The following is a 12,394-nucleotide window of genomic DNA, read 5'->3' as shown; positions in this document are numbered from 1 at the left end:
TGCCGTCCGTTCGCGCCAAAGAGTAACGACAAAGCCACCCGCATCCAAGGGGTTAGCGCGAAAGAGCCGCACCCCCGATCACAGCGCCGTGATCTACCAGGGGACATCTTAGCGCCCTGTGAATGCCCCCAAGACACCGCGCATCACGGCGCGCCCTGCCCTTGTGCCCATTTGACGGGCGAAACTTTTGGCAAAGGCTGTGCCAACACTATCGCCACGCGAGGGTGCTTCTCGCTTGGGGCTGCCCCCCGCAGTATAACGGCGCGCTGCGGTAAACTAGCGCGCGGCTTCTGCCTCAGCGACCTCTTGGACTTCGCGTGCAGCGGCGGCTTCTGCCTCGGCTGCGGCCTTTGCGGCACGGGCCTGTAAGATCTCATAGGCGCTTTCACGATCGAGTAGAGGGTGCTATTTGCCCTGCAGAGGCGCGGATTTCACCATCGCCTGCCGCGCCCCCTCATCCATTGGCCCCAATTTGGACGATGGCGGGCGGATCAAACAGCGTTCAACCACGCTTGGTGCGCCTTTTGCCTCAAGGAAGGACACTACAGCCTCCCCCACCCCTACCTCGCGGATGGCTTCGGCGGTGTCGAAATTCGGGTTCGGGCGATAGGTGTCCGCCGCCTGACGCAGGTCTTTTTGGTCTTTGGCGGTAAAGGCCCGCAATGCGTGCTGCTCCCGATTGCCCAGTTGGCCTAGAATCTCATCGGGCACATCGGCGGGGTTTTGAGTGACGAAATACACCCCCACCCCCTTTGATCGGATCAAACGGGCGACCTGTTCGACCTTTTCAACCAAGGCCTTTGGCGCGTCATTGAACAGAAAATGGGCCTCATCAAAGAAAAACACCAATTTTGACTTATCGGGATCCTCCACCTCGGGCAGCGTTTCAAAAAGTTCTGATAACAGCCACAAAAGCGCGGTTGCATAAAGGCGCGGTGACATCATCAGACGATCCGCCGCTAAGATATTGATCACTCCACGGCCATCCGCATCGCAGCGCATTAAATCTGCCAATTCCAATGCAGGTTCCCCAAAGAAACCTGCCCCGCCCTGATCCTCTAACACCAATAGACGGCGCTGGATCGCACCGATAGAGGCGGCCGCGATATTGTCGTATCGCAATTGCAATTGATCTGCATTTTCGCCCGCAAAAACCAACAGGGCCTGTAAATCCTTAAGATCAAGAAGATCCATTCCTTCTTCATCCGCAAGGCGAAAGGCAATGGTCAACGCACCCTCTTGCGCCTCGGTCAATTCCAACAGACGCGACAGAAGGACAGGCCCCATCTCGGTCACCGTGGCGCGGATAGGATGGCCCTTTTCGCCAAAAATATCCCAAAAGCTGACGGGAAAGGCGCGATATTCATGGGGCGCAAGACCGATTTTCTGCGCGCGCGACATGAAGGCATCATGCAATTTGAACCCGGCGCTGCCCGCCTCGGCCAGACCCGACAGATCCCCTTTCACATCGGAGAGAAACACAGGCACGCCTTGCGTGGAGAAGGCCTGAGCCATGATTTGAAGGGTGACGGTTTTTCCCGTTCCCGTTGCGCCCGCAATCAGCCCGTGGCGATTGGCGTATTTCAAAAGCAACTGCTGCGCCGTGGCATAATTCGTCCCGCCGCCACCGATAAAAATGGCCTCATCCGACATAAGTAACCCCAAAATTTCGTAACCCTGCCCAAACAATACATTCTTAATGCTTTTGTGCCAGTATGATTTGCAGTGATGCTGATGCTAGTGTGTTTTGTATCCTCCTCTTGGGTGTTGGCATCATTGTTCTACCTGTGGACTGGCCGCGCCACGCCTCTCTGCTGGCGCGGCTTTTTTGTGCCCCATCGGCCCGCAGCAAAAAATCGCAGTTTCATAAAAAAAACCCTGTTGACGGAATGAAAATCCTGACATAGCGTTCGTCTCAATAAGTCGGCCGGTCCGACAGGGAGCGATAAATCAGTGGCAAAGACTGAACAAAAAAGGGCCTCGTTTTGAGGCTCTTTTTTATTTGGAATGCGCGGCGTGGAAAACATGGCAATTCTGCCCCGCCGGCCAAGAATTTAGATCACATCGCGCTGCACCCGCTGACAATGGTGCCATGCTATGTTAGCGCAGGGGTCATATGGCATATGAGGATATTATGACCCGATTTTCACGTCACCTTTCGCACACGGTTCTGGCTCTGGCGCTTTGCGGGGGCGTGGCCCCACAGGCAATCGCGCAAGACACTGAAACCTTTGGCGCATGGACAAAAATTTGCAGCGGCGAAGGCGACGCGCAAACCTGTCTGATTTCGCAGGTGCTGCAAGATACGGATGGCAATAACGTGGCCGAGGTCAGTATTGCCGATGTCATTGACGGCGGCGATACGGTGGGCGCGATCAGCATCGCAACCCCGATTGATACGCTGCTTTTGCCAGGTGTTCGGTTCAAGGTCGATGAATTCGATGAAAACCGCCTACCGTTCAATTTCTGCCAACCCGGTGGATGCGTGGTGCAAATCGGTCTGACCCAAGACAATATTGACGCCTTCGAGGGGGCCACGGCGGCGGCTGTCACCATTGTGCCAATTCCAGCGCCCGATGCAGAGGTTGCCCTAACCCTGTCTTTTGACGGGTTCACCGCAGCCTTTGCCAGCCTTCAACCTGAATAAACCATCATGAGCAGCGCCCCGCTTAGGGCGCTGCTTTTAACGCCAAAACCGCGTTTAACCCGCCAAAGGCAAAGGCGTTGGAGAGAACCGCATCAACCTTGGCCTCTCGTGCCTCATTGGGGACAACATCAAGGGCGCATTCAGGGTCGGGCTCCTCATAGCCGATGGTGGGCGCAATCACCCCATCGCGCAGCGCCATGATACAGGCCAACAGCTCGACCGCGCCCGTGCCACCGATTAAATGCCCGTGCATCGATTTGGTGGAGGATATCATCAGATCATCGGCGTGATGGCCAAAGACATCGGCAACAGCCGCGCATTCCACCTTGTCATTGGCCGCCGTGCCCGTGCCATGCGCATTGATATAGCAAATATCCTCAGGGTTCAGCCGCGCATCCTTTAGCGCGCCTGAAATCGCACGACCTGCCCCTTGTTTGGACGGCATAACGATATCCGCCGCATCCGATGTCATGGCAAACCCCACCACTTCGGCCAAAATCTCGGCGCCACGCCGTTTGGCGTGATCATATTCTTCGAACACAAACACCGCCGCCCCTTCGCCCTGCACCATCCCATTGCGGTTGGCCGAAAACGGGCGACAGGCATCTTTGGACATGACCCGCAACCCTTCCCAAGCTTTCACCCCACCAAAGGAGAGCATCGCCTCAGACCCGCCCGTGACCATCACGTCACAGGCCCTGCCGCGGATCAATTGAAAGGCCAAACCCATCGCATGGTTTGACGAGGCGCAGGCGGTAGCCACCGAAAAGGATGGCCCCTTAAGGTTCCATTCCATCGACACATGGCTGGCTGCGGCATTGTTCATCAGCTTGGGAACAACAAAGGGGTGAACGCGATTTTTCCCCTCTTCATAGACAGTGCGGTAATTCTCGTCCCATGTATTAACACCGCCCCCTGCCGTGCCCAGAACCACGCCCGCCCGCGTGGCCGCCTCGCCGCCAAAGACAAGGCCAGAATGATCCAAGGCTTGATGCGCAGCGATTAAGGTGAATTGCGTAAAGCGGTCATAGAATGCTATTTGCTGGCGGTTGAACAGCGCCTCTGGATCATAGCCCGTCACTTGCGCCCCAATTTTGACGGACAGCCGATCCACATCGCGCAAATCAAGCGGGCCTATCCCGCATTTGCCTTCGCGCATCGCCGCCAAAGTGGTCGGCACATCATGCCCTAATGCATTAATTGTGCCCTGACCCGTGATAACAACACGTCTCATCCGTGCTGCTCGGCCACGAGTTTTTCTACTGCCGCCACAATGGCCGCAAGCGATGAGATATCAAAATCACTTTTGTCAGGCTCATTGGCGTTGAACGGCACCTGAATGTCGAATTCTTCTTCGATGGCAAAGATGGCTTCGACCAACCCTAACGAGTCGACCCCCAAATCTTCGAGTGTTTTTTCAGGCGAGACATCGCTTGTCTCAAGCACCGCTTGCTCTGCAATGATCTTGATGATCCGCTCAGAAATATCTCCAGACATAAAACCTTGCCTCCATCAGCATATCCAAAGGCCTAGCCTTTCGGATTGGTCAATTTCTTCTCAAGCGCCGCCACAGTTTTTGCAAGACGCGGCAATCGCCTTAGCGCCTTATACATCTCGATATGTGTCTCCATTTTGACAGCCGGGCTGCCCATCACCATTCTGCCCGATGGAAGGCTAGAATAAATCTTGGTGGCCCCTGCGGCGACCACATCAGAGCCGATCTCGATATTATCAGAGACACCGCACTGTCCGCCCAAAACCACGCGATCGCCCACACTACAAGATCCCGCAAACCCGACCTGCCCGCAGAGCAGGCAATCGCGACCAATGCGGCAATTGTGGCCGATATGAACCAAATTATCGATCTTTGTGCCTGATCCGATTTCCGTATTGGCCACTGTGCCGCGGTCAATCGCAGCGCCCGCGCCAATTTCGACATCATCCCCGATGACGACACGCCCCAAGGAGTGAATGCGCGCCCAAGATTGCGGGGTCTGCGCCGCGTCTGATTTCCCCAAGGATTGGCGGGCAATTTCGACTTGGGATTTTTCTGGGGTGACGAAAGAGAACCCATCCCCCCCAATCACCACATTGGGTTGAATGATCACACGATCCCCAATTTGCACATGATGCGCGATGCGCACACCCGCATGGATCAACGCATCAGCACCAATTTCCGCGCCTTCGGCAATGCTGACATGCGGGGCGATGCGGGCGCGGGGCCCGATGATGGTGCCCGCCCCGATGACCACAAAAGGCCCGATGGCGGCATCCGCGCCAATTTGGGCGCTTGGGTCAATCACCGCGCTGGGGTGAATTCCGGCCACAATATGTGGCCCTTGATCCATGAGGGCCGTGACACCCGCCATCGCGTAGCGCGGGCGGGCGATTAAAATCGCAGCCTCTAATCCAAGGGCCTTCCAATCCGTGCCCTCGGCCACAATCGCGGCCTTGGCCTGTCCTTTGGCCAAATCGGGAAGATATTTTTCTGACATCGCCAAGGCCAGATGATCAGCGGCCGCAGTGGCGGGCTCGGACAGGCGCGAGACGACCAATCCAACCGCGCCTTCGGCTTTTGCGCCCAATTCTTTGGCGATATGCTCAATGCTGCTGCCAGCCATGTGGGATGCGCCTTATTCTTGCTATGGCCCAACCACGGGGCCACCCTTTGCCTTTAACTTGAGATTGCCGCAACGGAAACCCCCGCCGCCTCAAGGGCCTGCCACAAATCGGCATTGCGCCCGTAAATATCGGCGCGATACTGCAGTCGCCCATCGGGGTCCACAAAGGATGTCCAATAGACCAAATGCACGGGGATCGGCGTTTCGAGCCGCACCGTTGTTTCGCGGCCCGTTGCAATCATATGCGCGAAATAGGCTTCGGGATCGTCCACTTGAGGGGCCAAAAGATGATAGGCGAAATCAAACGGATCCTGCAGCCGCACGCAGCCATGGCTGTAGGCCCGCGTTTCGCGCGCGAAGAGGTTTTTTGCAGGTGTGTCATGCAGGTAAATGTTCCACGGATTGGGGAACATGAATTTTACCAACCCCAAGGCATTGCTCGTTGAGGGGGCTTGGCGCAACGTATAGGGGAAGGTGCTTGCCGTGTATTGGGTGAAATCCACCTGCGCGCGATCGACAACTTGCCCCCCGCTCCACAATTCCAACTGACTTTGCGCGGTGGGGTCTTCTTGCAATTGCGGCAGATATTCGCGTGTGGTGATTGAACGGGGCACCGTCCAACTGGGGTTAATGACCATATATTCCATAACGTCCGAGAATTCGGGCGTGTGACGGCGTGGGTCGGGGTGGCCAACAACCGAACGGGTTGAGAAGGTCACGACATCTTGATCCACCACAGTCGCATGGAAGTCAGGGATATTGACCAAAACATGGCGCTCACCGCGGTCAAAATTCATCCAACGTTGCCGCTCCATGGCCAAGATCACATCTTTAAGGCGCGTTTCGGCATCCACATTGATCGCGACCAATGTATTGGCGCCAACAATTCCATCTTGGGTTAACCCGTTATCCGCTTGGAAGCGTATCACCGCCCCGACCAGCCTATCATCGAACCGGGCTGGCGCGGGCGCTTCGGTCGCCGTTTGCGCATCATTGGCGGTTGATGGGGTTACGGATGCAGAACTGGGCTCTTCGGCGAGATATCCCATCGCTTGCAACCGCGTGATCAAGGCCGCGACAGCGGGTCCTTGGTCGCCCAATTCCAGTCTTTCCGCCACCACAGGCGCCCCCCATCCGCCCGCTTCAACCACGCGCGCCAAATCAAACATTGCGCGCTGAAGACGGGCATATTGCGGGTGCTGCGGCGTCAAATTTGACAAATATATCATTGGATTATCGGCCGAAGCAAAACCTGAAAGTAAGGCCTCACTGCTTTGGCGTGGGGTGGTTTTATAAATGTCTTCGGCCAAGGTCGCAGGCTCTAGGACCCCCGCGCTGATATCTTGTGCATAGTCCAGATAGGTCAAAGCCGCGCGCAACTCGGTTGCAATATCCGCCCCAGTTGCAAAGCCCGCGCGCAAACCTGCGATGTCATAAGTCGCGCGCGGCAGGCCGTGATCGCCAGATGCCTCAAGGGCCGCAAGCAGCGCAGCACGGCGCAGCTCAAATTCAGGCCCCTCGCCCGTCCAAATTGGCGCAAAGTCGCGTGCGGCATAAAAGGCGAATACCTCAGGATTATTGGCAAAGCGGGCCGCCATTGCCTCGCGCGCGGCGACATCTTGCCAGAACTGCGCCGATGATGGCGGTGAGGTGACCACCGTGGCAGGCAGGCTTTGCGCCACAGCAGCGCCCGAGATGATCAGGCCTAAGCCCGCCCCAGCCACCAACTCAACCCAAAAACCAGTTCTTTCAACACTCACGATAATACCTATCTTCAAACGAACCCCTACGCCAAATATGGGGAAGAAGGCCCGCGCCGTCCATGTTCAATCGCGGCCGCACGATCGCTCAGGCGTCACGCCTATGCAGCGTTGCAACAGATGTTTTTCACCCTTCACGAGGGTCTGATGGCCGCCAGGAGGCCAAACCCGAGTAGGGGCAGGTGAATTTTTACGCAAAAACAGCACATTACACCGATTGGCAAATTTCCGCCGAATCGAAAGACCCTTTCCGCCAAGAGGTTAATCAATACTTTCACAATCATTTCACCTGTGTCATATTTTGTGATGTAACGTGCGAATAAAAAACCGCCCGCTGCCATTCACGCTGGATCCGTCCAGCTCAGGGACAGAGGCACCCGTAGGAAGTGTAGTGGTAATCAGGGCAGAAGCATGGGGACTGGAATGAAATTGATTAGCCGTCGGGGTTTATTGCGGGCATTTGCTGCGACAACGATCGCGGCGGCACCTGTATCGGCCAACGCCTTTGGGATTTTGCGCGGCGCAGGCGATTTTCGCAAATTGCGCATGCATAATGGCCGCACGGGCGAAACGCTGGATATGATTTACTGGATTGATGGCGACTATATTCGCCCCGCAATTGAAGAAATCAGCTACTTCATGCGCGACTGGCGCCAAAATGAGGTGCATGCGATTGACCCGCGCACCCTCGACATCATGGCGGCCTCTCATAACCTTTTGGATACGAATGAACCGTATCTGTTGTTGTCTGGCTATCGCTCGCCTGCAACCAACGCGATGCTGCGTCAACGCTCGTCAGGTGTTGCGCGCAACTCACTCCATATGGTTGGCGAGGCGGCTGATTTGCGCCTCACCTCCCGCAGCGTCAGTCAAATTGCGCGCGCGGCCGAAAGCTGCGCCGCAGGTGGGGTTGGGCGGTATTCGCGCTCGAACTTTGTGCATATGGATTGCGGCGATGTCCGCCATTGGGGCGGGTAAGTCAGCCAATATTCGGCCCAATTCGGCAAAAGACGTGCTCGTTTCGGCGTAACGTCTTTGTGTCACTTGCCATTCTCACTGGATAATTTGCGCAGCACCCCCACATTATGGCTCGAACCCCACAAGGAGTGAGCCGTTCCTCATGACGAAATATCAAAAGACGCCGCAGGCCATCGCGGCACTGACGCCCGAGCAATACCACATTACCCAAGAAAATGGCACCGAGCGCCCCTTTACGGGGGCCTATACCGATTTAGAGGCGCGCGGGATTTATGTGGATATCGTATCTGGCGAGCCGCTGTTTTTGTCGAATGACAAATTTCATTCTGGCTGTGGTTGGCCCTCATTCACAAAGCCCGTCAGCGATGAAATGGTAGTCGAAAAGCGCGACCTCAGCCATGGGATGGTGCGCGTTGAGGTGCGTTCGAAATATGGCGACAGCCATTTGGGCCATGTTTTTCCCGATGGGCCGCAGGATCGCGGGGGCTTGCGCTATTGTATCAATTCAGCCGCTTTACGTTTCATTCCCGAAGCAGATATGCAGGCCGAAGGGTATGGCGATTATCTGATGATGTTGGAGGCGTAAACAATGGCGCAAGAACGGGCGGTTTTAGCAGGTGGATGCTTTTGGGGGATGCAACAATTGATCCGCCGCATGGATGGGGTGTGTGCAACCCGTGTTGGCTATTCGGGGGGCGATGTTCAAAATGCCACCTATCGCAACCATGGCACCCATGCCGAGGCCATTGAAATTTTCTTTGATCCCGAGCGCTTAACCTATCGTGATCTGTTGGCGTTTTTCTTTCAAATTCATGATCCCACCACATTGAACCGTCAGGGAAATGATATTGGGATGTCCTATCGGTCTGCGATTTTTTATGTCGATGAAGCACAACGCGAAACCGCGTTAGAGGTTATCGCAGATGTCAACGCATCGGGGCTTTGGCCTGGAAAGGTTGTGACTGAATTGGCGCCTGTGGGCCCGTTTTGGGAGGCAGAACCTGAACATCAAGATTATCTTGAGCGCCTTCCCAATGGGTATACCTGTCATTTCCCGCGCCCTGATTGGGTCTTGCCAAAGCGAGCCTAAAAGACAACCGATTAGATCAAAAAATGGGCCAAATCGCTGGCCCATTTTTGCGTTCTGCGGTTCCATCAAGTTTAAAAATCTTCCCAAACAACACCGCCCGTGCTGGCCTCACGTTGCAGATACGGGCGTTGCGGTGTGGGGATGATCTCGGGCTTTTCTGGCGCCTGCTTCGTCCCATGATCCTGCATCTGAGGGGGGGGGCAGGATCGGCCATAACATCTGATCCATTGAGCAGTGCCGCGCGGACAGCCACCCTGCCCCGCTCCGCGGAATTTGTCATTGTCGAAGGCAATTATCTGCTTTTGGATCAAGACGGATGGCGTGATTTGCGCAAGTTTTGGGACAGCGCAATTATGTTGATGCCTCCACGCGCGGAAATCGAGGCGCGGCTGTTGCAGAGATGGATTGATCACGGCCACACACCCGAAGCGGCCCGCGCAAGGCGCGATGCGAATGACCTGCCAAATGCCGAATTGGTCTTGGCCAATGCCCTGCCGGCAGATTGGGTCATGGCAGAGGCCGCCTAGGCGCAAATGGCGCAAACGCGCCTTGTCTTGACGCGCCCCTTCCTTGACAAGCAGAGCCCGTCACGGCCAGCCTAGGCTGACACAGTCGCGAACCGCTAAGAGGCATCCTATGGCAGACCCGATCTTGCAGCCGTTTCAGCTGAGACATCTGACCTTGCGCAATCGGGTCATGATCACCAGCCACGAGCCCGCCTATAGCGAGGATGGCCTGCCCACCGATGCCTATCGCGCCTATCATGTGGAGCGCGCCCGTGCTGGCATTGCGCTGACCATGACGGCGGGCTCTGCCGTGGTCAGCCGCGACAGCCCACCCGCCTTTGGCAATCTCTTGGCATATCGGGACGAGATTACCCCGCATATGGCCCGTCTTGCCCGCGAGGTGCATGACGAGGGCGCGGCTGTGATGATCCAACTCACCCATCTGGGGCGGCGCACGCGGTGGGACACAGGCGATTGGCTGCCTGTCCTCTCGCCAAGTGCGCTGCGCGAACCCGCACATCGCGCCTATCCCAAAGTGCTTGAGGATTGGGACATCGCGCGGATCATCAGTGATTATGCCGATGCGGCTGAACGGATGAGGGATGCAGGGCTAGATGGGATCGAATTGGAATCCTACGGCCATTTGATGGATGCGTTTTGGTCGCCCCGCCTCAATCACCTAGACGGGCGATACGGGGCTGAAACGCTTGAGACGCGCATGGCCTTTTCGATGAATGTCCTGCGCGCCATTCGTGCCCGCGTTGGGGATGATTTCATCGTTGGCGTCCGTTTTGTGGCCGATGAAGATATCAAGGGCGGTATTTCTGCCACCGAAGGCCAAGAGATTGCCCGCCGCCTGCGCGACAGCGGGTTGGTCGATTTCCTAAACGTCATTCGGGGCAATATCGACACCGATGCAAGCCTGACCCGCGTGATCCCGTTGCAGGGCATGGCCTCGGCCCCGCATCTGGATTTTGCGGGCGAGTTACGCGCGCAAACGGGCATCCCGATCTTTCACGCCGCGCGTATTCCCGATTTATCGACCGCGCGCCATGCCATTGCTGCGGGCAAGTTGGATATGGTGGGGATGACGCGGGCACATATTGCCGACCCGCATATCATGGCAAAACTTCTCGAAGGACGCGAGGAGGATATTCGCCCCTGCGTGGGGGCAAATTACTGTATCGACCGCATCTATCAGGGCGAAAAGGCGCTGTGTTTGCATAACCCCTCAACGGGGCGGGAATTAAGCCAACCGCATAAGATTGCCCGAACGGACACCCCGACCCGCGTCACCATTATCGGCGCGGGCCCTGCGGGCCTTGAGGCCGCGCGGGTTGCGGCCACGCGCGGGCATCAGGTGCATCTCCTTGAGGCCGCCCCGCAGGCAGGCGGGCAAATTCGCCTCACCGCGCAATCGCCCCGCCGCCGCGAGATGCTGGCGATCACCGAATGGCGGGTTGCACAATGCGAAAAGCTGGGCGTGCGCCTGCAATATAACACCTATGCCGAACCCGAAGATGTTTTGGCGACTGCGCCCGATGTGGTGATTGTGGCCACAGGCGGGATGGCCCGCGAAGGGGGGTTAGAGACGGGCAGCGACCTCATTTGCAGCGCATGGGATATTTTATCGGGCGATGTCAAACCCGAAGGCGATATGCTGATCTTTGATGAGGCAGGCGATCACGCGGGGTTGCAGGCCGCGGAATTTGCAGCCCCCCATGCCCGCAGCATTGAGATCGTCACCCGCGACCGCGCCATCGCGCCCGAGGTGATGGGCATGAACCTCACCCCCTATATTCGTGCGCTGCAACACTCAGGCGCGCAGATGACCATCACATGGTATCTCAGCCATGTAACGCGCACAGGCAATCGCCTGACCGCGCATTTAATCAGTGACTATAGCGACAAAATCGAAACCCGCGAGGTGGATCAGGTCGTGGTCAATCAAGGCACAACGCCGCTTGATGATCTTTATTTTGCGCTCAAACCACAGTCGCGCAATCTGGGCGAGATGGATTACCATGCCTTTCTTACAGGGCAGTCCCAAAAGATTATCAGAAATCCAGACGGGCAGTTTGACCTCTACCGCATTGGTGATGCAGTCTCACCGCGCAACACTCATGCCGCAATTTATGATGGGTTGCGCCTTGCGCGCAGCCTCTAAGGAAAGAGCCCAAAAATGACCCGCTACCCGCCCCTAGACAACACCCATTGGCCCGCCGAAATCGCGGATATGCAAGCGGGGTTTGCGGGGCGGTTGAATGTCTATCGGGTGATGGCACATCACCCTGCATTATTACGGGCTTGGGCGGATTTGCGGGATCATGTGGTGGTCAAAACCGCGCTTGGCCCCGAATTGAGCGAGGTGGTGATCCTTCGTGCCGCGCATTGGATGGGCTCGGATTATGAATGGGCGCATCATGTCAGCCGTGCGCGCGCCCTTGGGTTTGAAGATCACCGCATCGCGCGTCTCGCAGGCCCAATTGACGAGATCACAGGTCAAGATCAAACCATCGCCCGCGCAGTCGATGCCCTGATGACCACGCGCGCGATCCCCCCCCAGATGCAGGGGCCGCTTGAGGCGGAAATTGGCAAAGAGGGCATTTTTGATTTGATTGCCACAGTGGGCTTTTACAGCACGCTTGGTTTTATCCTTAACTCCTTCCCCCCACCGCTGGATGAGGCGGTCGCGCGCGAGCTGCGCGAAACGCCGTTTGAGGGCGCTTAGGCGCAGTTGACCTCGCCCCCTGCTGCCTTAGCTAGATGCGCAAAGCACATCCAAGCGAGGC

At 56.8% G+C, this 12,394-nt stretch carries 11 protein-coding genes and 1 pseudogene; 7 read left to right on the top strand and 5 right to left on the bottom strand.

Annotated elements, in window-relative coordinates; translation table 11 throughout:
- Positions 1-108 precede the first annotated feature (108 nt).
- A pseudogene (locus AAC622_RS04360) lies at positions 109-1,653 on the bottom strand (helicase HerA-like domain-containing protein).
- Between the two features lie 481 nt (positions 1,654-2,134).
- Between AAC622_RS04360 and AAC622_RS04355 the strand changes: the two are divergent.
- Positions 2,135-2,647, top strand: a complete 513-nt coding sequence (locus AAC622_RS04355; protein WP_340260501.1) for an invasion associated locus B family protein — start codon at positions 2,135-2,137, stop codon at positions 2,645-2,647.
- A 22-nt stretch (positions 2,648-2,669) separates the two neighbouring features.
- Here the strand turns inward: AAC622_RS04355 and AAC622_RS04350 are convergent, their stop codons facing one another.
- From AAC622_RS04350 to AAC622_RS04335, 4 genes are read right to left on the bottom strand one after another with little or no spacing between them, the layout of a single operon-like run.
- Entirely contained in the window at positions 2,670-3,881 is a 1,212-nt protein-coding gene (locus AAC622_RS04350) for a beta-ketoacyl-[acyl-carrier-protein] synthase family protein (protein WP_340260500.1), read from the bottom strand.
- Positions 3,878-4,144: an acyl carrier protein gene (locus AAC622_RS04345; protein ID WP_340260498.1), complete on the bottom strand. Its 267-nt coding sequence runs from the start codon at positions 4,142-4,144 to the stop codon at positions 3,878-3,880. The genes AAC622_RS04350 and AAC622_RS04345 overlap by 4 nt, the downstream gene beginning before the upstream one ends.
- A 32-nt stretch (positions 4,145-4,176) precedes the next feature.
- Complete coding sequence (locus tag AAC622_RS04340) at positions 4,177-5,268, bottom strand: UDP-3-O-(3-hydroxymyristoyl)glucosamine N-acyltransferase (RefSeq protein WP_340260497.1); 1,092 nt, start codon at positions 5,266-5,268, stop codon at positions 4,177-4,179.
- A gap of 53 nt (positions 5,269-5,321) precedes the next feature.
- On the bottom strand, positions 5,322-7,028 hold the full coding sequence (locus AAC622_RS04335; protein ID WP_340260496.1) for a L,D-transpeptidase family protein: 1,707 nt from the start codon (positions 7,026-7,028) through the stop codon (positions 5,322-5,324).
- 423 nt (positions 7,029-7,451) lie between these two features.
- On the opposite strand from AAC622_RS04335, the gene AAC622_RS04330 reads away from it, so the two are divergent.
- From AAC622_RS04330 to AAC622_RS04305, 6 genes are all read left to right on the top strand, one after another.
- Complete coding sequence (locus tag AAC622_RS04330; protein ID WP_340242585.1) at positions 7,452-8,006, top strand: YcbK family protein; 555 nt, start codon at positions 7,452-7,454, stop codon at positions 8,004-8,006.
- A 142-nt stretch (positions 8,007-8,148) separates the two neighbouring features.
- Positions 8,149-8,592, top strand: a complete 444-nt coding sequence (msrB, locus tag AAC622_RS04325) for a peptide-methionine (R)-S-oxide reductase MsrB (RefSeq protein ID WP_340260495.1) — start codon at positions 8,149-8,151, stop codon at positions 8,590-8,592.
- 3 nt (positions 8,593-8,595) lie between these two features.
- Positions 8,596-9,096 (top strand): peptide-methionine (S)-S-oxide reductase MsrA, encoded by a 501-nt coding sequence (gene msrA / locus AAC622_RS04320; RefSeq protein WP_340260494.1) that lies wholly within the window; start codon positions 8,596-8,598, stop codon positions 9,094-9,096.
- A 176-nt stretch (positions 9,097-9,272) separates the two neighbouring features.
- Entirely contained in the window at positions 9,273-9,623 is a 351-nt protein-coding gene (locus AAC622_RS04315) for a hypothetical protein (protein WP_340260492.1), read from the top strand.
- Between the two features lie 109 nt (positions 9,624-9,732).
- On the top strand, positions 9,733-11,769 hold the full coding sequence (locus AAC622_RS04310) for an NADH:flavin oxidoreductase (protein ID WP_340260491.1): 2,037 nt from the start codon (positions 9,733-9,735) through the stop codon (positions 11,767-11,769).
- A 15-nt stretch (positions 11,770-11,784) separates the two neighbouring features.
- On the top strand, positions 11,785-12,333 hold the full coding sequence (locus tag AAC622_RS04305; protein ID WP_340260490.1) for a carboxymuconolactone decarboxylase family protein: 549 nt from the start codon (positions 11,785-11,787) through the stop codon (positions 12,331-12,333).
- The last annotated feature ends 61 nt before the right edge of the window (positions 12,334-12,394 follow it).

The sequence above is a fragment of the Roseobacter sp. HKCCA0882 genome (assembly GCF_037805225.1).
In the GTDB taxonomy this organism is placed as follows: Bacteria; Pseudomonadota; Alphaproteobacteria; order Rhodobacterales; family Rhodobacteraceae; genus M30B80.
The sequence above is the reverse complement of the archived record's forward strand: the minus strand, read 5'-3'. Positions and strand labels throughout refer to the sequence as shown.